We start from the raw sequence: 24,192 nt of genomic DNA, 5'->3' as shown, positions 1-24,192 counted from the left end.
CGCTTAATTATTGAGCAAAAATTATGCTGATTTTTTTGCATTTTTGTAGATTTCAAAAATCAAACAGGAGTCCTATAGATGGATATTTCTAAACGGCGTTTGTTCGATGAAAACTATCAACAATCATTACTGACAGTTACAGGAAATATGCCAGTAGTTGATATCATAGAGCAAATGAGCCACGCTCAAACCAGCTATGCACTTGTGTTAAAGCAGCAGGAATTGGTTGGCATTTTCACAGAACGAGATGCGGTTCGGGCGATCGCCAATCGCACTTTATTTGAGAACATAACCGTGGCTGAAGCTATGACCCAACCTGTGATTACTATAAGTAAGGCAGATGCTGAGGATATTGCTATTGTCCTGCAAAAATTTCACCAGCATGGTATTCGCCACTTACCAGTGATGGATAATGGAGAACTGCTTGGAATTGTCACCCAAACTAGTGTATTGCGGGTGCTAGAATCAATTAGAGTCAATTTTGCGTTCGAGACTTTACAACAAACAATTGATGCCAAAAGGGCAGTTAGTTCTCTGGCGGATATTACAGCACGCAAACAAACAGAGTTAGAAATCATCAAGAGCCGTGACCTGCTAGAAGTCATGTATAATGAGTCTGCTGATGCGATCTTTCTAGTGGATGCGGAAACATTAATAACCACTGATTGTAACCAACGGGCAGTGGAACTCTTTGAAGCTTCCAGCAAGGCTGAAATCATAAATATTGAAGGTCAGGCACTGCAAAAACAACAGTTTAGTTCCGATGAGTTAAGTGCTATTGTGGCAGAAATTAATCAGCGAAGGGTTTGGAGCCAGGAACTTCAATATGTTACAAAGAAAAACAATGAATTTTGGGGCAACATAGCAGTCAAGCAAATTACAGTTGCCGATCAAGTGATGAATTTAGTAAGGATCGCAGATATCAGCGATCGCAAACGCGCCGAACAGATGTTAGAATTGCAAGCTGTGATTACCCGAAACATGGCGGAGGGAATTTGCCTGGTTCGAGCCACTGATGGAATCATTGTATACGCCAACCTCAAATTTGAGAAGATGTTTGGCTATGATAGTGGTGAACTCACAGGTCAGCATGTATCAATTGTAAATTACGAAGATGAAAACATGACGGCTGAAGAGGTTAACCAAGCAATTCGTGCTGCCGTCCTGCAACAGGGGGAAGCAACCTATGAAGTCCACAATGTTAAGAAAGATGGCACACCATTCTGGTGTCGCGCAACTACATCTGTTTTTAAACATCCTGAGTATGGAATTGTCCTTGTTGCTGTTCAACAAGACATCACTGAGCACAAGCAAGCTGAGGAAAAAATTCAAAGATCTCTGAAAGAAAAGGAGGTATTACTCAAAGAAATACACCATCGCGTCAAGAACAATTTAGGTATTGTCAGCAGTTTGTTGCAGATGCAGTGCAGGCGTACCCAAGACCTGCAAGTAACACCAATTTTGCTTGATAGTCAAAATCGCATTGCCTCTATTGCTTTGGTGCATGAAAAGCTCTACCGCTCTGAAGATTTGACCAACATCAATTTTGCTCAATACATTCCTGACTTAGTCACTCACTTATTTGATTCATATAATATAAGGTCAAGTCACATCAAACTCCATTTTCAAGTTGAGGATGTAGGTTTGGATATAGAAAGTGCTATTCCGTGTGGTTTGATTGTCAATGAACTCATTTCTAATGCTTTAAAATACGCTTTTCCCAACAAACAAACAGGAGAAATTATAGTGAAATTATATGAAGATGAGCATCATTTAATACTAATTGTTCGAGATAATGGAGTGGGTTTGCCTGTAGAATTTGATAAGAAAAAGACAAAAACACTGGGTATAAACCTTATTCAGGGTTTGGTGAAGCAATTAAGGGGAAGCATTGAGATTAACTCTCAGCAAGGAACGGAATTCAAAATCACTTTCAAAAAAAGTAGAGATATACCATGATGACCCTATCATCAGACACTTATAAAACTAAGAATATTCAAATTTTAATTGTAGAAGATGAGTATATTTTAGCACTCAACTTGCAAGAAAGTTTAGAGACTTTAGGTTATACAGTTATGGATACGGCAGATTCAGGAGAAGAAGCAATTGCGAAAGCAACCGAGTTGCGTCCAAACTTGATTCTTATGGATATTCGTCTGCAGGGAGAAATGGACGGCATTCAAGCAGCAGAGCAAATCTGGAATCATTTACAAATTCCTATCATTTACCTAACTGGACACTCTGACAAAAGTACTGTAGAACGAGCAACGCTGACATTTCCCTTTGGTTACATCCTCAAACCTGTCAGAGAACAAGAACTGTATGTAGCAATTCAAACAGCACTCAACCGTTATGAACGCGAGCAATTTTTGACTTCCGTACTGCGGGGAATAGGAGATGGAGTGATTGTGGTTGATACGCAGCTGCGCGTCAAGTACATGAATCAGATAGCAGAATCTCTCACAGGCTGGCTATTTGATACAGCAAAAGAGCAAATGTTAGATGAAGTCTTCCAGATTATCAACGAACAGACTCAGCTAAGAGTAACGAACCCAATTACCCTAGCTTTACAACAAGAAACGACTATTTGTTTGAGCGATCCCACTTTACTGATTGCCAAAGATGGCACAAAAACTCCTATAGCTGATAGTGCTACCCCAATAAAAGATAATCACGGTGCAATTACTGGAGCCGTCATGGTTTTTCGGGATGACACCCAACGCAGGTTAATCGAAGAACGAAACCTAGCGGCGGAACGCGCCCAACAACTACAAATTCAGATTGCAGAACTCCAACGCTTAAACAAATTGAAAGAGGAATTTTTGACAGTTACCTCTCATGAAATGCGAACTCCCTTATCAAATATAATAACGGCAATCTCATTACTAGAAAATCTATTGGATCGGCAAGGTATCTTGCAATCAGAAGCTACATCTATAGAGCGTTGCTTAAGTATTTTGCGTTACGAGTCTGAACGGGAGTTAGATTTGGTGGATGATTTACTCACCATTCGGCTCCTTGATGCTGATATCTATCGCTATGAATTAACTTCAGTCCAACTCCAATACTGGTTACCTCATTGTGTTGAGAGTTTTCAGAACTTGGCTCAATCTCAACAACAAACTTTAACAATTGAGGTTCCTAGAGATTTACCATCTCTTATGACCGATTTACCAACTTTAACTCGAATTGTATCAGAGTTACTCAACAATGCTTGCAAGTATACTCCTTGTGGAGAAAATATTACAGTCACAGCTCGACTTGCTGATAATACCAATACTCAAAGTTCGTATTTGCAAATTCTGATTAGCAATTCAGGAGTAGAAATTCCGGAACAAGAACGCGATCGCATTTTTGAGCCGTTTTACCAACTGCCTCAAAGTCAAACAACAGAACCAATTAACATTTTTGATTTGTCCAACCAAACTCCATCTAGCCAACTTAAGCCAAATAGCTGTACGGGATTGGGCTTGGCGTTAGTGAAAAAGCTGGTGAACTTTCTCCAAGGTTCGATTGAAGTTACAAACACTCAAGGCTGGACAATCTTCACGGTTCAACTGCCTTTAACGTTGTCTGACTGTCTTGGGAGTAGGGAGTAGGGAGTAGGGAGTAGGGAGTAGGGAGTAGAGAAGAGGGATGTTCATGATTGGTGATGAAATTTTTTTATCGAAACTGCGGTTGAGCAGTAAGCTTTAAATCTATGCAAATCTAGTTAATCTTGGTTTTCCCAATTGGCTAACCAGATTTCTAACTCTTTTCGTAGCTTAATCTTCCAATCGGGGATTGCCATAATTCTTTCTCTGAGTCCCGGCTTGAGATTAATTTGTAATGCCCTGCGGTCTAGCGGGGCATTTGACACAAAACCAAAGTTGTGATTTTTCTGGAAAGGCATTGACATTATTTTTATATATTGATATAACAATATATAGCAATATCTTAAGGGTCAAGTCAATGGCTAAAAGCAAAAAGCAACGGCAAACTGAATACGTTTATACGCAGATCGTGCCTGTTGTTTTTTGCTCCGATGAGGCACAGGTAAACGAAATTATGCATCTGTGCGGCATTCCACGATCAATCACCTATAACAAGCTAGGGTCGTTACAAGGCTGGGGTGTTGATTGGAAAAAAGCGGATTCCATCGTTAGGAGAATTATCACTCCTGATGAGATTGGGCTTCCGGCAAAGATATGGGAATGGTCAGTCTGCGACGCAATGAAAGCGATTTCCGCACAACAAGAAGCAGCGAAAGTTTTTCTGATACGGGAAATATGGCGAAAATATCCCATAAGTGCGAATCAACGACAAAGACTCGAATGGATAAAAGAGAACAAAGGCAAGAAAAAAGGGGATGAACTTAAAGCTGTTAAACAAAAAGCCTTGGAACTATTTCCACTTTGTTCAGTTGAAATTGCGCGTAACAGATTATTTGAATTATTAAACACAGATCCTACTAGAGATCATTGGCTTCATCGCCAGTTCCGAATTCAATACCAGCGAGGACACACATTTGTCAGAAATCAAATAGTGTATCAAAACGCTGGTTATAGCTGTCGGCGGATTAATCGTCATTTTGTAGAGCTGCAAATCCAAGGACTAGAACGTGGTAAAAGAATCACTCTAAGACTAAGGTGTCGTCACATTATTAAAGGTCAGATTCGGGTTATTCGGAACGAGCTTGGACTGCTTGAAGTACACTGTACTCGATCGCGATCGCTAATTCTACCTTCGGGTAAGCCTACTCAAAAATTCGGAATTGACAAAGGGTACACAGAAGGATTTTATACTTCATTTGGGAAAAGGATCGCTCCTGGTCTTGGTAAATTAATGACTGAAAAGACCGAGCGGATCGCAAAAACCAATCGCAATCGTTATCGGATTCGGGCTTTTGGGGAAAGTATTGCACCACACGATCCTCAAAAAGCAGCACGTATCCTCAAAAATAATTTAGGTTATAAAGTAAAGTCTCGGAAATTAAAACGCGAGAAAGAAACTATTAAAAATTTTATTCGCTCTGATTTACGACGGAATATTACAACGCCCGTCGATATCATCTGCGAAGATCTCACTCAACCAATTAAGGGTAAGCGACAAGCGAAACGCATCAACCGCAAGCTTAACTCTTGGATGAAGGGAGAATTACAAGCTTCATTGGAGAAAATCTCTGTGGAGACAGGATCGACAATATCAGTGGTCAATCCTGCTTATACATCGCAAATTGATTGCGTGACTGGGACGCTGTTAGGTCAAAGACTTGGCGATCGTTTTACTCGTTTTACGGGGGATGTTTTACACGCTGATGTGGTTGCTGCAATAAATATCTGCAATCGCGAACAGGATAACCAAATCACGCGATCTATGAAATCACTTGAGGTGGAAGCGATTCTTATCGATCGCACTGTTCAATACTTACATTCAATTGGGTGTTCGGTGTCAGACGCTTTAGATCGCGGTTGGTTGCCAACTAAATTTAAAGTGAAAGCTCTGAATTATGAAAGTGAGTATTACCTATAGGGGTAGTAGGTACGGTCACTCTCCAACGGCTGGAAGTTTAAACCAATTAAACGACAACGCTCTCAAACGCAGTAACCAGTTTGGATGACACCAGCAATTAATGACATTTCTGCTTATTGCATAGCTTTATGTAGATTTAGTTTACCCCTTCAGTCCTCTCACTCCACCCAGTCAAGAATGTTGCAAACCTTACTAACCAAATCTTGAGGATTAAATGGCTTGGTAATAATTCCAGCCACCCCTAAGTTAAGAAGCTGTCTCTGTTCGCTCAACTGAGTCTTAGCTGTCAGCAAAATAGTAGGAATATGACAAGTAACGGTATTTGCTTGTAACTGCTTAAAAGTTGTTGGACCATCCATCATAGGCATCATTACATCCAGCAGAATAGCATCAGGCTGTTCAACGGCTGCAATTGCGATCCCCTCCATACCTGAAGTAGCACTTAGCACATCCCATCCAGCAACGACCTCTAAAGAAATCTGGATAATATTTCTTACCCCATCTTCATCATCAATCACTAAGACTCGTTTGGTCATATTTTTCCTTTATTTCTTATCTCCGACTTTTTAGTTGAAAAACTAGGGAGTAGAGCACCAGTTCATTAATCCTTTTTTGAGATCCGCAGTTCACATATACCTATAAATAAGAAATTAACTCTATATTGTGAATAATTTGTGAACTCTTCAAAAACTTAAAAAAACGTAACACCAACAATAGTTAAAAATAATACATTGATTCTCGAATTTGGTTGCTTGTGTTTTGGCTTCAAAAGTCGAAGCGTTGCTACTGTAACGCCAGTATCTAAGAGACCTTTCCAAAAAATAATGTAGAGACGCGCTGTTTGAACCGTCTTTACAGAGATTGTACGCAATGCACAATTAATTTCTGGAGATAGCCAAGGAAGCGAATGATAACTTATGTCAGAGAATCAAGGGATATTGCAGCTAAACAAGTCTTAAAAAGAAGAGTATCATATATTATACCAGTCCTTTTTAGCGGTTTGGAGAATACCGCAATTATCCACTCAAAATATTTAAGAAATTAGGTGATTGTAGTGACAACAAATCAAGAGCTTGAACTTGAGAATGCAACCCTCCGCAATCAGATCCAAGTTTTAAAAGAAACTTTAAGAGCTATTACTATGGGTGAGATTGATGCTTTAGATGTATCCGATGCTCAAGTTCAGAAAGTTTTGACATTGCAGAATGCAGAACAACTAGCAAATCTCATGTTATGCGAACAATCAGCGCGTATAGAAGCGGAAACCGCACTGCAAAAAGCAACAGTAGACTTAGAGACAAAAGTTGCAGAACGAACATCTGAATTAACTACAAAAAATTTACATTTGCACAGATTAATTAGTATTTTAGAAGATGTCATTAAACGCCAGCAAGACATGGACGCGCAACTTCGAGAAGTTGAACGTCGCTGGCGCAGCTTGTTGGACAACGTGCAATTGTTGGTTGCAGGGCTTGACAGTACAGGTAAAGTTGAATACCTCAATCCTTTCTTTTTAAGATTAACTGGTTATACGCAAGATGAAATTTTAGGAAAGGATTGGATGGAAAATTGTATTCCGCAGCATCAGCAACAGGATGTAAAAGATTTCTTGACAGAAATGTTACAGCACGAATTACATCTTCATTCTCAAAACTATATTCTTACCAAATCTGGAGAAGAACGACTGATTGCTTGGAATCATACTGTACTGCGAGATTCAAAAGGCAGAATTGTAGGTATTATGAGCATTGGTGAGGACATTACTCAACGTCACGCGTTGGATAAAATCAAAGATGAGTTTATCTCAGTTGTCAGTCACGAACTTCGTACTCCTCTGACTTCAATTCATGGAGGTTTAAACTTGTTAGCAACCGGTTTAGTCCCTACTGAGTCTGAAAAGGGTAAGCGATTGATTCAAATTACTTCTGAAAATGCCGAACGCTTAGTGAGATTAGTTAACGATATTTTAGATTTAGAAAGATTGCAATCTGGAAAAATTATTTTATCTAAACAAAAAGTTGATACTAATAAACTGTTAACTAAAGCAGCAGAGACAATGCAGTTTACAGCTAATAATTCTGATATTAAAATATCAATTATAACTCAATCTCTTGAAGTGAACGTAGATAGCGATCGCATTATCCAAGTCCTGACAAATTTGTTAAGTAACGCTCTTAAATTTTCGCCTAACAGTTCTACAGTTACAATGATAGCAGAAAAAGTTACAGAAAAAAACGATTCCTCTTCTGTTGTATTATTTAAGGTACAAGACCAAGGCAGAGGTATTCCGGCGGACAACATAGAAACTATTTTTGAACGTTTCCATCAAGTGGATGCTTCTGATTCTCGCAAGCATGGTGGTACTGGTTTAGGTTTGGCTATTTGCCGCAGCATTATACAACAACATGATGGAAAAATTTGGGCTGAAAGTCAAATAGATGTGGGCAGCACTTTCTTTTTTACTATTCCTTTATTATGAAGGCAAAGGGCAGAAGGCAAAAAAAATATTTTTTTATTCATTACATTGAATCGTAAATAAACATCTCCAGAAATGAATCGTGCATCGTCTACAAATTAGTAGGTAGGGCTAAAGCCCACCATAAACATCATATGGTGGGCTTTAGCCCACTATACTTCATTTTCAATTGTTTTCTATTAACTAAAAAACATATTGATAATGTTCCTATGATACAAACAAAAACTAATTGAATTGCCTTAATTAACAGTCATCCTATTTTATTTGTAAAAATTCAACCCTTCAGAAAATCGGTTTTCTTAAGAAACCATGTTTCTGGACTTTTACGAATGATTTAGGGTGCTATAGTACTTTTGTCTTGATTGGCATTATGACTAAAGTCTGATGTCAATTTTTATGAAATTCTCTATACTAGATGTGGTAGGAATTATTTCAATTAAATTGAGACTAGATCGTGCTTTTTGAGAGATAGCTTACTACTCAAACTTCAGAGTGTGAAGAGGACAAAAAAATCAGGGTTTTTACTCCCATCTAGTACTTTAAGTAGCATTGCAAATTTCCTTAAAGCTTAGTGAAAAATTTAGAAACATTATGCGTGTTTTTAAAAATTAGAAAATATGCTTCGTTTCGATGCGTTTAAATGGTGTCTTTTTTAACTTAAACAGTCAATGGACTCAAACTTAGGAAATAAACAAATGCGTGTTTTTATTACAGGTGGATCGGGGTTTGTTGGTCGCAACTTGATAACGGCTCTTGTACAACGGGGAGTGGAAGTGCGATCGCTTGTAAAATGGGAAGCGGAAATTGAAATTATCAAGTCTTATGGGGCTATCCCCATCTTTGGGGATATCAATGATTCACAAGTTTTAAAGTCTGGGATGACAGGATGTAGTGTTGTCTTTCACGCTGCAGCAAAGGTAGATGACTGGGGAGTTTTCGAGGATTTCCAGGAAGTTAACGTCAGTGGAACAGAACAAATTATTGCCATTGCAAAAGAAACAGGTGTATCGCGTCTTGTGTACGTGAGTACGGATGCTGTGTTGATCGGAGGAAAACCAATTATTAATGCTGATGAAACCCAACACCTTCCAAAAAAGCCACTCGGTTTTTACGCACTGACTAAGGCGATCGCAGAAACAAAAGTGATTGCAGCAAACTCAGATGAACTCACAACAGTAGTGATTCGTCCGCGTTTTGTTTGGGGAAAAGGAGACACCACACTGTTAGCACGTTTTATTAGAGCCATCCACAATAAAGAGTTTGCTTGGATTTCCGGAGGTCGCTATTTGACTTCTACCTGTCACGTCAAAAATTTGTGTGAAGCTCTGATTCTGGCGTCAGAAAAAGGAAAAGGCGGTGAAATATATTTCATCACCGATGGTGCGCCTGTAGAATTTCGCAGCTTTATTACAGAGTTATTACAGACTCAAGGAGTTGAACCAGGTACACGCAGTCTACCACGTTGGTTGGTCTGGACATGGGCATGGATTTTAGAGAGCGCGTGGACTTTGTTAAAACTTGAGGGTTTACCTCCTATCACCCGAACAGCTTTGTCTATGATAGGGTCTGAAGTTACGGTAAATGATACTAAGGCTCGACGCGAACTGGGTTACACAGCAGTGATTTCACGACAAGAAGGATTGTTAGAAATGGAATAAGGGATGTCCAAGGAATAAATTATCCGGTGATTGTGGGATGGGCTTCTAGCCTGCACCTGATATAGAACGGGCGAGGACGCCCGTCCCACAAGAGAAAGAGAAAGTTGGATATTTTTTATTTGGAAGTAGAGACTAAGCATGGCTAGTCTCTACAAAGAAACTGGGTTTTTTGCCTCCTTTTTGAATGCTGTATTAGGGCTCTTTCTTCTGCGCTCTCTGTGCTCTCTGTGCCTAGTAAGGTTCAAAAGTAATTGAAGCTCTAAGGACATGATATGCCTAAAGTTTTTAGAATATCTAAACTCACCTCATAGACATCCTCCTGAGGAACCACTGGCATCTGTTTCTGGTTTGTTTCCACAGCGACTTTGATATCATGAGCTAATTGGGTCACATCTTCTATTGCTAAAATCCAAGTATTGACATATTGTTGAACTATACTGTCACGAATACCTATTTGTAGCGCACGGCGTTCGAGTCGATGCAGTGATAAATTTCTGTCTGGGTCCCATTGATAGCGTACTTCTGAGTTGTCTAATGCTCGTCTCCACTCTTGTTCGGATGCAAAGATTTTGCGATCGCACGTTGTCGGTATTCCTTGTGCCAGAATTGTCTGAAAACCTTCATGACTGAGTTTTATTTTCAAGATGCGTTCTTGTCTGTGCTTGGTTGCATAGCCAGAACGATACAACATCCAACCGAAGGATGGCTTGATCCAAGTCATCCTATCTAAATTAAAGCCTTTGCCAAAGGTACCTTTAAGTACAGCTTCATCAGCAATGGAAGGTTTAAATGCTTGATAGACAAAAATACCTTCTTTATCATAACCGGCAAGGATTTGTTGTTGCATATTGAAATTCCTCTTTATGCTACAAAAATACTACAAAGTCAGGAGAATATCACGCCAAAATAGATTCAGAGGAAAGCTATATAGAGGATACTTTTCCATGTCTGTGGAAGCTTATGCTATTTTAGATGGTGGTGGAGTCAAAGGTGCTGCATTAGTCGGGTGTTTAAAAGCAGCAGCAGAACAGGGTATAAAATTTATAGGTTACGGCGGAACATCAGCTGGAAGTATCGTCGCTTTACTTGCAAATGTGGGCTACTCCCCAGAAGAAATTAGAAAGATTATGGTAGAGGAAATTAATTTTCATGATTTTTTAGATGATGCAGAAAGGAAATTACAGCGTTTTAAAGAGCTACCCCAAAATCTCTCTAAAAGTATTTCTAAAGATTTAGTTTTATTAAAAAATTTAGATTTAATTAATGAACTCAGACAAAATTTTGGGTTTTGTAATGGTAATAAACTCACTAATTTTCTTTTAAAGAAGATCCAAAACAGTCAGAAATTGGAAAACAGTGAGTTTTATTTAAAACAACAACTTAAGAATGCAACAGATATTACTTTTCAAAATCTCAGAGATATAGGATGTCCTCCTCTAAAAATTGTAGCTTCAGATATCAAAAATCACAAAGCTGTTATCTATCCTGAAAATGAAGGGGAGGAAGCTTTAAATTATTCTGCGATCGCAGCCGTCAGAGCATCTATGAGCTATCCCTTCGTGTTTACTCCAGTCATAGAAGATGAGAGTGTTTTGGTAGATGGAGGTTTAAGTAGTAATTTGCCAGTCTTTTTGTTTAAGGAAGAGCAAAGGAAAAATTCCAGACCAGTTATCGCCTTTGATTTATACAATCAAGAAGCTCCAAAATCTTCTACTCACCCAAAGCCTAAATATGAATTTGGTCAGTTTTGCAGTGATATGTTAGCTACTATAATAGATTCAAGCGATGATTTACTCAGGTCTGTTATAGACAAAGTTTATCATGTCCGCGTTCCCATACCAGCTAATATTAAAACTCTTGATTTTTCTATGGACGTAGAATTAAGAGAAAGTCTTTTTTATCGAGGATATAGTGCAACGGCTAGCTTTCTGATATTAAATTTACCCCAATGGAAAAAAGCAACGAATACTATCGAGCAATTGCAAGCTTTACACGCGCCACCTTATTTGGTTAAACCTACTCTCAAAACAATTGTTAGAGAAATAGAAGAAAGCACAAATCTCAGGAATTGCCGTGCTTATATCATGCTACCAAAAGAGGAAAGTCGGTTTGCGATCGCATATCAATATAATATGGATGAAGATCCAGATGTAGATTGGCAGATAGACATAAATAACAAAGGTGCTTGGGGAGAATCATGGAGAGAGCGAAAGTTTTTTTTACTCAATGTTAAGAACTTAAAACAAGAACCTTCTGTATTTAACATGACAAAACCTCAAGTTAACAAAATTCCTAAAGATAGAAAAACGATAGTGACTGTACCGATCTTCAATTGGAAAACTATTACAGAAATGACAGAAGAAGATTTTGAAAAATTTATTCAATTTGAATCCACAAATTTTCAGCAGATTATTGAAAATTATGAATTGATTGGGATTCTCGCACTTGATACCACTACTGAAATTGAGGAAGTGCTCAATTCACAAGATATGCTAACTCAGATTTATCGAACTATGATGGTAGGAGCGAGTATACTCTCAGGAACATTAAAGTAGGAGACAAGATGATCGATCCCAGTGGAATCCAACCTTTGCCAAACCATAAATTGAAGGTAAGACAAGTCAATCCGGGTTTATATAGTATAGAAAATACCTATGAAGGTGTTTATGAGTATTTTACAGAACATTCCATTGTCAAAGCAGAAACCACTGCTTCCCAAGAATCACTTGAAGACTGGCGAAAAGAATTTGGAACAGAAACAAAATTAGTCAGTAAGTCAGCACAATTAAAGTAGGTTGGGTTGAGGAACGAAACCCAACATTTACAGGACATTGTTGAGTTTCCCCAAGGGGAAAGCCCAACCCACAAAATTCTTATCCGAGTAGTATTGATTAGTCATTAGTCATTTGTCATTCGTCATTGGGAAGGATTGCGAAGTTAGAATCCCAGTTTCTTCAAGAAATCGGAGTTCTGACACCCCTTATAAATTATGAATTGTTCAGGAGGTAAGGGTGCTACAAGTTTTACTGGATGCAGATATTGCTTTAGAGTGGATACTCAACCGCAGCCCTATTGTTGAAGAAGTCGAAATTATCTGGTATTTAATCAACAGTCATGTTATAGAATGCTACATGACAAAAATCGGTATAGGTAAAATTCATCTTATCCTGAGTGAATTTAACGGAATTAAAGCCAATGATTTTGTTTTTTACTTAGAAGGAGTCGTAAAAATATGCCCTGTTGATTACAATCTTTTGCAAGAATCGCGAAAGTCCCCACTAGATTTTGAAACAGCAGTAGAAATAGAGTGTGCCAAGCAAAAGCAGTGTTATTATATAACTCAAAAATCTCATGATTTAATTATCAATTATTATGACAAAGTCCCCCAGTTAGGGGAACTATGGGATTTATTAGGACGCGAGTTTGCAAGTAAAATGAACGAAGTTCTGCATCAGAAAAAAATCAATTTAATTTCCGTCTGGGCTGCTAAGCAAGGCTTAGGAGAACTTATCAAATGGAATCTTAACAGTGACCAGTGACCAGTGACAATAATCTATTTGATGACTAATAAAGGTATACTCTTCATATCAATAGATTCAGATAAGTAGCCATTTACTAAAATTCTGAGATTCAACTGTTGACAAGCATTACACCAATAAAAATAATCAGGCTGATCTGCATTCGGTAAAATACGCCCAACATAATAACTTCCGTCTACGGCATCTTTAGCTATAACGCAAAACCGCTCATACACCAATCGTTGGGTTTCTTTTTTAATCAATTCTGTCTCATCAAAAAAATTCTCAGACTGCAAAGGGTAAGCTTGTGATTTCATGATTAAAGTTGGTAAAGACACAAGTATTAAAATTCATACATACAATCCTATACGTTATTAAAAATTTTTTATACATCATGAGATTTTTCTCATGATTTTTTCATGTGACACCCCACACTTACAACGATGAATTGAGTCAATTAAATATTGTTTATCTGAAAGTTCCCTTAAGCAAAATTTAATTACTTTCGGCTCTGCGCTGGTTGAGTTCTTTGCACTTCGCTTCAGCTGCTTGATAAGCTGCTAAGTACTCTTTACCACCTAGCATCACATCTCCGTAATAGTCATAAGGAGGCTCGCCATAGATGGGTAAGGGGTCATCTTCTGGATAATCTTCTTTCGATTCTTCTATAATGGCTTTCAGTTTTTTTACGCTGATTCGCTGTGCTGGAAAATACAGAAGCTCTTGTGGATCTTGCTTGAGATAGGGTAATGTAGGGTCAAGAATGCGATCGCTCAATTCAACCCAAGCGTGTTCGATAGGTTTGTAAGGTTTGCCAGCAAAAGCCAAAAAGCCCTGGACGTAAGTTGCTCCCTCAGTCTTCAAGGCTGCTTTGTAAGCATTATCAAATGGAGTCTTCGCCTTGCTTTTTATACTTTGGGCTATTTCTTTGGAAAGCGCTTCATCAAGTGGTAATATCATCAAACGCGAGGAATTGAGCAGCAACCTTAACATACTAGCAGTTTTGAGTTCGTTGTGGAATAGGCAATATATAGAGTCATGGTGATGTGTTAACTATGACTGTTGTTTCAGGCATTATTCACATCTCGTTCTAACTCGTCAGTTGTTAAAGCAAAAGGCGATACCTGATATTGTCCTAACAATAGTAAGAATTGTACTCGCGATATTCCTGCTAATTGAGCAGCACGACCTGATGATAATTTGCCAAGTTCAAAAAGTTTGACGGCTGCTAGAATTTGCAGTTCTTTGGCTATCGTTTCCGGTGTTTCTTTAAGGCTGATTAATACTTCTTCAGGAATTTCAAGTTGAACTGTACTTATATTTAACATGATAAGGTGTGTAATATCCCATCCACAACAGCAACACTTAATTCACAACGTTTTTCCCAACTACCTCTAATAACAACAAAACGCCTACTCCTAGATTCTAACGATTGAATACAGCGATCGGTAGTTTATTTCTTGGAAATCCCTAATTCAACAATTTCTTCAATTCTGCATCCGTAATTTCTTCCATGAATTTGGTTAGTGGTCAGTGGTTGGTTGCTAGAAAACTGCGGAAAACCAATTATCTCCGAAATGTTGGGATGGGCGTCCTCGCTCGTTCCAAAGATCCAGTGACACGTGCTACAAAAGCAGTTATTTGTAGTTTCGGGGACTATTGCCTTCCACAATAATTCTGTGTTTTTAGTCAAAATTTCTGTTTTCGTCAACTCCTGTTGACAAAAAGTAATAATTTTTGTTAAAATTATTTATATAAATTAATAAAAATAAGAAAAAGTTTTCAGATTAGTCCCATCGACATTTGGATTCCTCAATGTACCTCGGCTGTCAAACCGAGGTTTTTTGTAACCTAAAACCACATACATAAACCAATCATTATCCGCGTCCATCTGCGTTTATCTGCGGTTCCATAAACAAATCAAAGAATTAACCATTGTGTAATATCCCATCCACCGCAGCAACACTTAATTCAAAGCGTTCTGCCCAAGTCCCTCGAATAACGACAAAACGCCTGCCTCTAGATTCTAGCGATTGAATGCAGCGATCGCGAAATTCTTCTCTAAGGTGAGGTAAAAACCTTTGGTTGTCATCAACCCAAGGAACATCAACATCCAACAATAAATACAAATCATACGTCCGTCGATTTGCCTCATCATGTATCCACTCAGGACACTCCCCAAACAAGACATCACTCCAAATAGTCGTAGTCAGCAAATCTGTATCGCAAAAAAGAAGACGGTTTGCTTGTCGGGCTAAAGCATTTTCTGAAGCAATTTGACCTCTCGCAATCTTGGAAATATCCTCAAAATCGCACCATCCTCCCTTAACATCAAGCAATCCACGAGCATACTCGCTGACCCAAACAGTATTGTAGTGAGACGCTAAGTTTTGTGCCAAAGTCGATTTGCCTGTAGATTCGGGACCAAAAATGCAGATGCGACGAACAAAATACGGTCGAACACAGGGCGGTATGTAATTCCAGTTAGCGAAGGGGTCTTGCCGGACTTTAGTTCCAGAGATATTTACCGTACTACGCATATGGTCTACAGGTATATAAGTTGCCCCAAGAATTTCTGCCAGTTTCCAACCATAATCTTCAGAGGCAAATACATAATCTGGACGTGTGGGCAGTACTCTGCGGATGGTACCATACCAGATTTGCCAAAAATCAGGATGCTCCTTTGGTTCTTGGGGAATTTCATCAGTCACATGCACCACCTCCACATCCGGAAACATTTCCCGCATCCAACAGTAGCGAAGATATCCGGGAATCGGTTCAGATTGAATAGAACAAACAAGAACTGTGAGGCGATCGACGTAGTTTCGGGCAAAATCAATAAGATACTGGTGTCCTAAATGAGGAGGCATAAACTTGCCCAGTATCATCCCAGTACCTGTTTTTTGTAAGCCTTTTTCCATGTCAAATACCCCAGTACCGCCAAAATAAGAAACACAGCATAAAGCCCTGTTGTTGGATAAAGTTGCTTAGCTGCGTAGACGCCAACTGCTAATATATCCACTGCAATCCAAATCAACCAGCACTCCAAAATCTTCTTTGCCATCAACCACTGAGCAATAAGACTCATAACAGTAATAGCGGCATCTGGGTAAGGTAAAGCAGCGTTTGTATAACTATGCATGACAAAACCAAGAGAGAAAGTCCCAACAATCGCAACTCCACTCCAAATAATTGCCTGTACCTGCTTGATACGGCTGACCCGAAGTTCTCCCCGATTTTGACCTCCATGCAACCACACATACCAGCCGTAGATTTGTAGAAAAACGTAGATGACTTGCAAGATGGCATCTGAATACAAACGGGCTTCATAAAAAATAAAGATATATAAAAACACCATCACTATGCCCGTAGGCCAGCACCAGATATTTTCTTTAACAGTCAGCCAAACGCTAACCAGACCGATGATGGCAGCAACGATTTCAAGAGAATTCATTTAATCAATTTTATTTATCGAATCCAAAAATAATAATATTTGCTTTTATCATTTAGATAATATAAAAAGGAATTAGGCAAATAAAACTCTTTGTTCAAGAGGTAAAAGATGGAAAAGCAGATTAAAACACAAAGTTTTCTCAATAGTATTGTTTATTTAAGAGGTGGGTTATGTTAGAAGAGATAGACAAGCATGATTTTCTTTATCAAAAACGAACATATCGCGGTCAGTTTAATCCAGCAGCTTTATTATTCAACGCTAACTTACAAGAATTTGCAACAAGAGTCAGTTACATCTCCAACCTACAAACTCTTGGAAAGCTGTCTCCAGCAGAATCTTACGAGCAAATTGACGCTCTTTGGAACCAGCTAAAAAGCAGCTATTCATCACTGGGGTATAATAATCTAGAAAATTAGCAATGTGTTAGATGGATGGTGCCACTTCTGCCTGTGCGGCTTCACTTTTACTTGCAGTCACAGGATGCCGTACAGTCAAGACCGAACACGAGGCATGGTGCAGAACGTAATTGCTGACACTACCTAAAAACAACTCAGACAGACCAGAGCGACCCCTACGCCCGATGACAATTAAGTCAAATCCACCATGACTGGCAAATTCGCAGATAGTGCGCCCAGGACTACCAAGTTTTTGAGTCAATTCACAACTAACACCAGCAGCAGTGGCTTTATCTGCAAGCGATCGCAACATCTCTAGTCCCCGATTAACGAACTCTTCCCACTGAGCAGCGCTGTATTTCAAAATTTCGGTGCTCATCCCCAGCCCCACATAGTATTCAGGGCTGGACAGTAAAGAAATATCTGGGCTTCCCTCTTCTTGTTGCGATAACACGTGCAACAACGTCAGGTTAGCTCCTAAAGCCTTCGCTAAGGCAAGTGCTTCCTCAAAGACACTCTTACCGCTAGTAGATGTGTCCAATGCAACCAGTATTTTGTGAAACATATAAATGCGCCTCCAAACTGTTTTGCGCGAGCTTTTTAGCTACTCGTGACTCTGCGTTTGCGTTCTTGGCGATCGCTTTTGCTTATATTTATAAGAAAACAATTTGAGGAACTTGTGAAGGGCATAGTAGGGAGTTGAGAAAACCTTGTAGGACAAAGCGTTCCCTCATACTCCAAAAGCATTGCGCTGCCAGTTTCTTTGGTTTATTATATAGATTTATTAAGGTTTTGAGTAGCGCGTAATTGCTCTACTATATAATCTTCTAATTCTTGCCTTTCGCGGCTGCTAGCATGTCTGTGATAAGTTCTTCCAGTTTCTTGAATAAACTTACGTTTCTCACTTTGAGAAGAACTGAGTTTACCACCTGGTTTTTTGAGGCTTTTCTGTAAATCCTCCCAAGTTTTTTCACCAACGATTTCACCTAGTTGGACAAGTGCTTTCGGTAATAATCTTTTTGCTTCTTGACGAAATTCGTCATCTGTATCGAGAGAGGCGATATCTATACTGCTAAAGTCAATATTAATTTGCTGAAATTTACTCATCTAAAAACTCCTCTATACCAAGCACAGTTTAACCCAAATAGGGGGAAGGGAGTACTCACAAGGGTAGGTTTTTTACATATGGAGTTAGAATAGTGAGAGACCGAGCAGAGACAAAGACTACCGCTTTTTTGTACGTGTAAGACTCCTGACTTACTTAATGGTAAAAGTATTTCTTTAAACGGCTTATTTCCTTTCCAAAAAACCTTCTCTCAACCCATTGCAGTTAATAGCTCCTAATCTCACTTTTTTCAATGAGTCAGAAGCTTCCTTGTCTACAATACCTCTTGTCTTCCTCGATTTGTAAAAAACCTACCCCTGTGAGTTGCGATCGCCCAGCAGAAACGTGATGTCTGGCGGTTACGCCAGCAGATCGCGATCCATAAACATGCGTGATGTATAATGTGAGGATAATTGTTGGTAGTCCCTATGAACGAAAAACACGCAGCGCTTTTCAATCTTAGCCCTTCCGAACGGCTTTTGCTGGCGCAAGACCTGTGGGACAGCCTCAGTGTCGAGGATATTCCCCTTTCTGAATGGCAGAAGCAGGAACTCGATCGCCGAAAAGCCATTTATGAGACGAACCCTGGTTCTGGGCGCTCATGGGATGACGTGAAACGCCGAATCATTGAGCGGCATGGCTAAACCTGTCGTCCTCACACCAGAAGCCGAGGAAGATTCAGATCAGGCATATTTCTGGTACGAAAGCAGACGGATCGGCTTGGGGCGAGAATTTCTAACCGCAGTCGATGCGTGCATCCAGTCCATCCATCGCAATCCGAAACTATACCAGGTTTTGTACAAAGGCTATCGCAGAGCAGTCATTCGACGCTTCCCTTACGCCGTTCTCTACGAAGAAACGGATACTGAAATTGTTGTGTATGCCGTTTTCGATAGCCGCCAAGACCCTTCAAAGTGGCGCGAACGCTTGCAATAGCCCAGGAAGAATAGAAAACTCTGCAGCCAAAGGAAAAGAGCGTCTGATTCGGAATTTCTCGGCGTGAAAATTTTTAATATGGCACGACGCAAGTTAACTTTGAAATATTTCTTCCAGCTTTTTCAATAGGTCATCCAATTCCCGCTGTTGCTTCTAATCCAAGGATTTTATCTTTTTCGCTTTCGTATAAATATTTTTTAGACGTTGCGAATAAGCAACAGCCCGATCCGCACCCTTCTTTTCTTCTTTTGTCTCTGTTTTCAGATTGGCAATTTTTTCCTTAATTTGACTCAAAGACAAATTCTCACTAACAGCAATCTTTAACAGAGATTTGCACTGTTTATCATCTTTAACACCAGGGTAAGCGCATCTCAAAACTTATTGACAAGGGGCTTCTGAGGGTTCATGATTATGATGAGATAAACAAGCAGCAAGAATCGTCAACATATAGTTGTTATCCATAGCCGCCCGATTCGATTTTTGACGATTACTGCGCTTTAACGATTGCAACAAGGTAATGCATTAATTGCAATTCGACGCAGCAATGATAAGTTTTGTGGAGCATGACCAGTACGGATGCGGCAAGCGTCTTCATTTTCTAAATTTAATTCTGGTTGTAGATAATTTTATAAAATAAAGAAAGCGGATTGTAATTATAAAAATCTTGTTATAAGCATAATAAATAGATATATTTCCGGATATTTGTATTACATTTTGAAATTGTTTATAGCCTATATTAATTTACTATATAAAAATAAAAACCTATGGACTTTAGTGATGAAATAAAGCAACTTTCTCAAAATGTACAGAAGCAAAAAAGTCTTGTAAAAAATGAAGAAGCTACGAAAACAGCTTTTATATTACCTCTAATTAAAGCTTTAGGATACAATGTGTTCGATGTTGGTGAGGTGGAGCCAGAGTTTGTAGCCGCGTCCCCTGGCTTAAAAGGAGAAAAGGTTGACTATGCAATCAAAATAAACACTGAACCAGTTATTCTTATTGAATGTAAATGTTGTCATGAAGGATTAGAACATCCAAAGCATAGCTCCCAGTTATTCAAGTATTTCAATGCCACTGCTGTTAGATTCGCAATATTAACTAATGGAATATTATATCAATTTTATACCGATATTGATAAAGACAATATAATGGATGATAAACCTTTTTTTGAATTTAACTTAGAGGAAATAACCAAATCTTCAGTTAATGTTTTAAAAAAATTCTCTAAAGCAGAATTTAATCCGCAAGGTATGAAAAACTTTGCTATAAATATGCTTTATACAAAAGAAATAAAAAGATTGTTGTCAGAACAATTAAATAATCCTTCTATTGATTTTGTTAAGTTTTTCGCCAGCCAAGTTTATAGTAAAAATTTAACAACTTCAGTCATAGATAAATTTACAGATTTAGTAAAACAGTCTGTAGAAGACTACTTTGAAGAAAGAATTACCAAAAAAATAAAAGATGTAATTAATCCTCCTGATTTAGATGAAAAAGAGCCAGAAACGAAAGATTTTATAGAAAATCAAAAAAGTGTAATAACAGATAATAGTTCATCCAACGAAAAAATAAAAGCTTTTCATATTGTCGAAGCAATTTTGAGAGAAGTCATAGACGTGAATCGCATCCAATGCAAAGATAACCGTGCATACTTCAGTATTAATGTTGACACTGGAAATAGAAAAACAGTATGTAGATTAAGGTTTAATGGTGGTAAAAAACACATTGGAATAATGGATGTTGATAATAATGAAGTCAAACATCCAATTGCAACTCTAAATGATATTTATAAAGTTGCAAATATTTTAAAGGACAGAGCAAAGTTTTTGACTGAAGGAGAAAACTTTGAATCTCCGATACATAATATCAGCGAATTTTGAAAACTGAGTTTTCAAAATTTAACCAATTTTGTTTAAGTTGTGGTGAGTTTTGGTAGCTTGCAACCGCTTGGGAATTATTAAGTCCATATTCAGAGGAAGTAAATGTTTGATAACCTTATAAAATTCGTGAGTGATTCTTCTGGTTTAACCAACCAATTAAGGATAGCTGAATGGGCGAAATTGAATAGAGTCAATCCATTTGATATGGGTTCTAAAAATTATCAACGTTGTTTGTATGATTTAGGGTTAGGCGGTAAGTATCACGAGCTTGAGTACAATGAAGATGGTAGTCTAAAGTACCAATAACTACATGAACCATTTGCAGCCATGCAAAGTTAAAAAAAAATGCTCTGTGTTTAGCAGAGCATCAAAAAAAGGTTGGCTTATATTTCCAGAATGCAGAGCTTTATATATTCCCAGTGGTTAAATTTAGAAGTTACATATAAATGAATCTGTCTCAAGTTTCCTTGGCAGTTCATACTATTCAGGTTACAGCAACAAAATGAAGGACTTGTGGAGATGCCAGAATAAATAATTTGCGCTTTTGTGCGATCGCTAAACTTTACCGGGAATCATTCGGACATGACTGCAAACCATGCTACTAACCATCCGAAAGCTAACAGAGTATTAAGAAATATAACAAGTTTATACTATTATTTGTACTATTATTTGTACTATTCTATGGTTAGTTGATAAAGAAGAAGGAGTATAGGGGAGGTGTCTAATATGTATGGGAATGTTCGTTTTTAATAAAAACTGGGAATACTAAACGAGTTATCTCTCGATGAATGATATATGAAAGAACAATTTGAAGATTATCAAGATAAAAGATTTATGGAACGTTTAGCTTTTGAATTAGGTATACCAATTGATGAGTTAGAAGAATTGAAATGGAAGATACACGAAAATATTGGTAATGATGACATTACTTATGGTTATAAAATTGAATTTTCAGATGATTCACCAAAACACATACTTGAAAAAGTTGAAGGTTTATCAAAGACTAATTGTGTTGATTTAAACATGAATCTTTTTTTGTAACTCAAATTACTTAAAATAACTCCCCAATATCACAAACAGGTATTGGGGGGATATTACCGACTATTGGCAGTGTTGAAGATATTAGGAGGGTTTTATAAATGATTAAAAACAATATTCACATTTATTGAGAATATAATTTCCTATATATATTCCAGTATTTTGGTCAAAAATTGGAATTATTGCACCATCTTCTAATTTGTCAATAAGTATAACTCCTAGATTACTAATACCTATAAAATTTTCTAAATTCGCGTATAAAAGATTATGCGAACCTTCAAAATCACTGCACTTATGTAATTTATTAGTTGTAGTGTTAAGAATGTAATCATAACCTTCTCGTTGAAAATTTTGTAAGTCTTCAATAGTTCTAAGTAATTTTCCGTATATTACTCTATCCATCATAACTAGACTTTCCTTGAAAGATTAACTGTTATATTATTCCCAAAAAAATCTAGTTTTTAACATTTATTTGAGAAATTATTCAGATTTTAAGTATACAAACATTTTAATAGTACTCAGGGGAAAACCAATCTTTACTTCAGTATTAGACGTACTTTGGGTTAAAGTTCCATCATTCCCTAGAGCGCCGGTACAGTATTCAAAAAGAAGGCAAAAAACCCGGTTTCTCTCTGTTGGAAAGCTTGATATCTCGTATGCTCAACGATGAAGTTACCGGGTTTTTGTGATTTCTGTACCGGCGCTCTAGATATATCGCTTTTTGAGGTTCCCAGTTAAACGAATTGTCCTCTAAGAATCCAAACTTTAGAGGACTAATCGAATTATCGATTGATACTGAAGTTTCTAAAATTCCGATCACATCACTGGTAGTAGCATAAATTAGTCTATTTTCACTATTCAAGCTAACTGCTCTTAAAGCGCTTAAGTTTTGACTAGCTTGATAAGAGTCAGCGTATTTTTTCTCATCATATCCGAATGATATTAAAGCATTCTCAATATTCATGCCAAGCTTTAGAGGACTTACTCCAGCCTTCAGAGAATGACTTATCATGGTCGCTCTAGTATAGTAAGGTTTTCGATGTTCTATGTTTAATTTTTTAAGTAAAGGTTTCCAAACCTGCTTCCAAAAATTTCGATTGTCAATTCGGAAACCTTTGGGTGATGTAAAAACGTAAATATCAGATTTACCTCTTTCTGAGGAATCAAGAATAATATTTTTTAATTCTTCGGATAGAATCAATTTTCTAGCTTTTTTAGTCTTTTCGGCTAATATCCAAACTGCTGAGAAATCTTCAGAAACATTTTCCCATTTTAAATTAATAGCCTCACCTATTCTGCAACCACTATAGAATAGGAATTTTACAAAGTTTCTATAATTGTTTGGACAATTTTATATAATTCTAAAAACTTCTTCTTTAGTGAAAGGTTTTGGTTGAACTGGATTTAACTTGATTTGCTTTTTAATTTCTTCCAAAATTTCTGTATTATTGTATATTGCAGCTAGTTTTATAACATAAGATTTAATGGTTACTAAACTTAGATCGTTATCTTTCAGATGTTGTACGAATTTTTGCAAATCGTTTAAATCATTAACTTCATTTTGATCATGAAAAAAAAATAAAATATTTGATAGCAGCTTGATAAACTTTTATGGTGATTTGAGATGTGATTCCACGGGATATTATTAGACGATTAAACCGCGAATCTATATCAAAATTTTTACTATTTTCGCTAACTTTATTAATTAGTTTTTCTGGTTTATATTTTTTTAACGTTTCATCAAAGTTTCCGAAAAGTATATCAATCTTAATTTCATTTGCTAATTTATTTACCGCGATCGCATTAACTTTGGATTCCGATAGTCCTGGAGATAAGTAAAACTTTTTTCCTTTATATCCCCCCTTCCGCACCCCCTACTGTCATAATCGGTTTTTTCGGATTTTTACTAACTATAAAGGCTGTATTTTATACAAAAATGGGAAAATGGCGATGGCGATCACTAACCCCAAATCCTCAAACGTTCAAAATTCGTAGTGTGACACTTTAGGGTGCGGAAGGTAGGTTATATCTCCAGTAAAGCTGATGGTTGCCATTTCTTAAACTAATAGATATATCACCCTTTTTACTTCTAGTCATGGAATCAATTCCAAAGTTACCAAAAGATTTTTTAACTCTCAAAAGTATTTTAAAATCTTTGGGTAACTTTGTCTTCAACCTTTAAAATTCTTGACGACATTTTGCAGACAAAAGAATTTTTAAA

28 protein-coding genes and 1 pseudogene are annotated in these 24,192 nt (G+C 37.7%); 15 read left to right on the top strand and 14 right to left on the bottom strand.

Features of this window, described 5'->3' with window-relative positions; translation table 11 throughout:
- Positions 1-78 precede the first annotated feature (78 nt).
- On the top strand, positions 79-1,959 hold the full coding sequence (locus tag WA1_RS23340) for a histidine kinase dimerization/phosphoacceptor domain -containing protein (RefSeq protein WP_017740148.1): 1,881 nt from the start codon (positions 79-81) through the stop codon (positions 1,957-1,959).
- The gene (locus WA1_RS23335; RefSeq protein WP_026134326.1) at positions 1,956-3,599 is read left to right on the top strand and encodes a hybrid sensor histidine kinase/response regulator; all 1,644 of its coding nucleotides are present in this window, start codon (positions 1,956-1,958) and stop codon (positions 3,597-3,599) included. Before WA1_RS23340 ends, WA1_RS23335 begins: the two co-directional genes overlap by 4 nt.
- A 113-nt stretch (positions 3,600-3,712) precedes the next feature.
- On the opposite strand, the gene WA1_RS23330 is transcribed toward WA1_RS23335, so the two are convergent.
- Positions 3,713-3,898, bottom strand: a complete 186-nt coding sequence (locus WA1_RS23330) for a hypothetical protein (RefSeq protein ID WP_272819208.1) — start codon at positions 3,896-3,898, stop codon at positions 3,713-3,715.
- A gap of 53 nt (positions 3,899-3,951) precedes the next feature.
- Here WA1_RS23330 and WA1_RS23325 point away from each other — a divergent pair, with 53 nt between their 5' ends.
- Complete coding sequence (locus tag WA1_RS23325; protein WP_017740151.1) at positions 3,952-5,511, top strand: zinc ribbon domain-containing protein; 1,560 nt, start codon at positions 3,952-3,954, stop codon at positions 5,509-5,511.
- Between the two features lie 158 nt (positions 5,512-5,669).
- On the opposite strand, the gene WA1_RS23320 is transcribed toward WA1_RS23325, so the two are convergent.
- Positions 5,670-6,047: a response regulator gene (locus WA1_RS23320; RefSeq protein ID WP_017740152.1), complete on the bottom strand. Its 378-nt coding sequence runs from the start codon at positions 6,045-6,047 to the stop codon at positions 5,670-5,672.
- A 518-nt stretch (positions 6,048-6,565) separates the two neighbouring features.
- Here WA1_RS23320 and WA1_RS23315 point away from each other — a divergent pair.
- Both WA1_RS23315 and WA1_RS23310 read left to right on the top strand, forming a co-directional pair.
- Positions 6,566-7,990 carry a PAS domain-containing sensor histidine kinase gene (locus WA1_RS23315; protein WP_272819207.1) on the top strand — a complete coding sequence of 475 codons (1,425 nt, stop codon included), beginning with the start codon at positions 6,566-6,568 and terminating at the stop codon, positions 7,988-7,990.
- Between the two features lie 692 nt (positions 7,991-8,682).
- Positions 8,683-9,645, top strand: a complete 963-nt coding sequence (locus tag WA1_RS23310) for an NAD-dependent epimerase/dehydratase family protein (RefSeq protein ID WP_026134327.1) — start codon at positions 8,683-8,685, stop codon at positions 9,643-9,645.
- A gap of 259 nt (positions 9,646-9,904) precedes the next feature.
- On the opposite strand, the gene WA1_RS23305 is transcribed toward WA1_RS23310, so the two are convergent.
- Complete coding sequence (locus WA1_RS23305; protein WP_017740155.1) at positions 9,905-10,492, bottom strand: DUF4291 domain-containing protein; 588 nt, start codon at positions 10,490-10,492, stop codon at positions 9,905-9,907.
- Positions 10,493-10,589: 97 nt separating this feature from the next.
- On the opposite strand from WA1_RS23305, the gene WA1_RS23300 reads away from it, so the two are divergent.
- From WA1_RS23300 to WA1_RS23290, 3 genes are all read left to right on the top strand, one after another.
- The gene (locus WA1_RS23300; RefSeq protein WP_017740156.1) at positions 10,590-12,200 is read left to right on the top strand and encodes a patatin-like phospholipase family protein; all 1,611 of its coding nucleotides are present in this window, start codon (positions 10,590-10,592) and stop codon (positions 12,198-12,200) included.
- An 8-nt stretch (positions 12,201-12,208) separates the two neighbouring features.
- Positions 12,209-12,439, top strand: coding sequence for a hypothetical protein (locus WA1_RS23295; protein WP_017740157.1), 231 nt, complete (start codon positions 12,209-12,211; stop codon positions 12,437-12,439).
- Positions 12,440-12,656: 217 nt separating this feature from the next.
- The gene (locus tag WA1_RS23290) at positions 12,657-13,184 is read left to right on the top strand and encodes a PIN domain-containing protein (RefSeq protein WP_017740158.1); all 528 of its coding nucleotides are present in this window, start codon (positions 12,657-12,659) and stop codon (positions 13,182-13,184) included.
- 14 nt (positions 13,185-13,198) lie between these two features.
- Here WA1_RS23290 and WA1_RS23285 read toward each other — a convergent pair whose 3' ends face one another.
- The 3 genes from WA1_RS23285 to WA1_RS23275 all read right to left on the bottom strand — a co-directional run bounded on the left by WA1_RS23285 (position 13,199) and on the right by WA1_RS23275 (position 14,491).
- Complete coding sequence (locus tag WA1_RS23285; RefSeq protein ID WP_017740159.1) at positions 13,199-13,480, bottom strand: hypothetical protein; 282 nt, start codon at positions 13,478-13,480, stop codon at positions 13,199-13,201.
- A gap of 178 nt (positions 13,481-13,658) precedes the next feature.
- Positions 13,659-14,156: a hypothetical protein gene (locus tag WA1_RS23280; protein WP_017740160.1), complete on the bottom strand. Its 498-nt coding sequence runs from the start codon at positions 14,154-14,156 to the stop codon at positions 13,659-13,661.
- Between the two features lie 74 nt (positions 14,157-14,230).
- The gene (locus WA1_RS23275) at positions 14,231-14,491 is read right to left on the bottom strand and encodes a UPF0175 family protein (RefSeq protein ID WP_017740161.1); all 261 of its coding nucleotides are present in this window, start codon (positions 14,489-14,491) and stop codon (positions 14,231-14,233) included.
- Between the two features lie 185 nt (positions 14,492-14,676).
- Here WA1_RS23275 and WA1_RS60140 point away from each other — a divergent pair, with 185 nt between their 5' ends.
- A complete protein-coding gene (locus WA1_RS60140; protein WP_017740162.1) occupies positions 14,677-14,838 on the top strand; it encodes a hypothetical protein in 162 nt (53 codons plus the stop codon).
- A gap of 253 nt (positions 14,839-15,091) precedes the next feature.
- Here the strand turns inward: WA1_RS60140 and WA1_RS23270 are convergent, their stop codons facing one another.
- Both WA1_RS23270 and pnuC read right to left on the bottom strand, forming a co-directional pair.
- Positions 15,092-16,084 carry an AAA family ATPase gene (locus WA1_RS23270; protein ID WP_033334517.1) on the bottom strand — a complete coding sequence of 331 codons (993 nt, stop codon included), beginning with the start codon at positions 16,082-16,084 and terminating at the stop codon, positions 15,092-15,094.
- Positions 16,048-16,617 carry a nicotinamide riboside transporter PnuC gene (pnuC, locus tag WA1_RS23265; RefSeq protein ID WP_017740164.1) on the bottom strand — a complete coding sequence of 190 codons (570 nt, stop codon included), beginning with the start codon at positions 16,615-16,617 and terminating at the stop codon, positions 16,048-16,050. Before pnuC ends, WA1_RS23270 begins: the two co-directional genes overlap by 37 nt.
- A gap of 170 nt (positions 16,618-16,787) precedes the next feature.
- Between pnuC and WA1_RS23260 the strand changes: the two genes are divergently transcribed.
- Entirely contained in the window at positions 16,788-17,033 is a 246-nt protein-coding gene (locus WA1_RS23260; RefSeq protein WP_017740165.1) for a DUF7219 family protein, read from the top strand.
- A gap of 7 nt (positions 17,034-17,040) precedes the next feature.
- On the opposite strand, the gene WA1_RS23255 is transcribed toward WA1_RS23260, so the two are convergent.
- Positions 17,041-17,577 carry a universal stress protein gene (locus WA1_RS23255; protein WP_017740166.1) on the bottom strand — a complete coding sequence of 179 codons (537 nt, stop codon included), beginning with the start codon at positions 17,575-17,577 and terminating at the stop codon, positions 17,041-17,043.
- A gap of 206 nt (positions 17,578-17,783) precedes the next feature.
- Positions 17,784-18,119, bottom strand: coding sequence for a hypothetical protein (locus tag WA1_RS23250; protein ID WP_017740167.1), 336 nt, complete (start codon positions 18,117-18,119; stop codon positions 17,784-17,786).
- 414 nt (positions 18,120-18,533) lie between these two features.
- Here WA1_RS23250 and WA1_RS23245 point away from each other — a divergent pair, with 414 nt between their 5' ends.
- Entirely contained in the window at positions 18,534-18,761 is a 228-nt protein-coding gene (locus WA1_RS23245) for an addiction module protein (RefSeq protein ID WP_272819206.1), read from the top strand.
- A complete protein-coding gene (locus WA1_RS23240; protein ID WP_017740169.1) occupies positions 18,754-19,053 on the top strand; it encodes a type II toxin-antitoxin system RelE/ParE family toxin in 300 nt (99 codons plus the stop codon). Before WA1_RS23245 ends, WA1_RS23240 begins: the two co-directional genes overlap by 8 nt.
- A 153-nt stretch (positions 19,054-19,206) precedes the next feature.
- On the opposite strand, the gene WA1_RS57185 is transcribed toward WA1_RS23240, so the two are convergent.
- Positions 19,207-19,347: a hypothetical protein gene (locus WA1_RS57185; protein ID WP_158516680.1), complete on the bottom strand. Its 141-nt coding sequence runs from the start codon at positions 19,345-19,347 to the stop codon at positions 19,207-19,209.
- Between the two features lie 470 nt (positions 19,348-19,817).
- On the opposite strand from WA1_RS57185, the gene WA1_RS23230 reads away from it, so the two are divergent.
- The 3 genes from WA1_RS23230 (at position 19,818) to WA1_RS23220 (ending at position 21,974) form a co-directional block, all read left to right on the top strand.
- Positions 19,818-20,933, top strand: coding sequence for a type I restriction endonuclease (locus WA1_RS23230; protein ID WP_017740171.1), 1,116 nt, complete (start codon positions 19,818-19,820; stop codon positions 20,931-20,933).
- A gap of 126 nt (positions 20,934-21,059) precedes the next feature.
- Positions 21,060-21,239, top strand: a complete 180-nt coding sequence (locus WA1_RS23225) for a hypothetical protein (protein WP_201789113.1) — start codon at positions 21,060-21,062, stop codon at positions 21,237-21,239.
- A 489-nt stretch (positions 21,240-21,728) separates the two neighbouring features.
- Positions 21,729-21,974 carry a hypothetical protein gene (locus WA1_RS23220; protein WP_017740173.1) on the top strand — a complete coding sequence of 82 codons (246 nt, stop codon included), beginning with the start codon at positions 21,729-21,731 and terminating at the stop codon, positions 21,972-21,974.
- Positions 21,975-22,076: 102 nt separating this feature from the next.
- Here WA1_RS23220 and WA1_RS23215 read toward each other — a convergent pair whose 3' ends face one another.
- The 3 genes and pseudogenes from WA1_RS23215 to WA1_RS60135 form a co-directional block, all read right to left on the bottom strand.
- Entirely contained in the window at positions 22,077-22,376 is a 300-nt protein-coding gene (locus tag WA1_RS23215; RefSeq protein ID WP_017740174.1) for a hypothetical protein, read from the bottom strand.
- Positions 22,377-22,572: 196 nt separating this feature from the next.
- A pseudogene (locus tag WA1_RS23210) lies at positions 22,573-23,295 on the bottom strand (tyrosine-type recombinase/integrase); the annotation flags it as partial.
- 241 nt (positions 23,296-23,536) lie between these two features.
- Positions 23,537-23,842 (bottom strand): hypothetical protein, encoded by a 306-nt coding sequence (locus WA1_RS60135; RefSeq protein ID WP_017740176.1) that lies wholly within the window; start codon positions 23,840-23,842, stop codon positions 23,537-23,539.
- Positions 23,843-24,192 lie beyond the last annotated feature (350 nt).

Origin of the sequence: Scytonema hofmannii PCC 7110 (genome assembly GCF_000346485.2) — a bacterium.
GTDB lineage: Bacteria > Cyanobacteriota > Cyanobacteriia > Cyanobacteriales > Nostocaceae > Scytonema > Scytonema hofmannii.
Note: the sequence above shows the minus strand (reverse complement) of the source record. Positions and strands in the feature narration are given on the sequence as shown.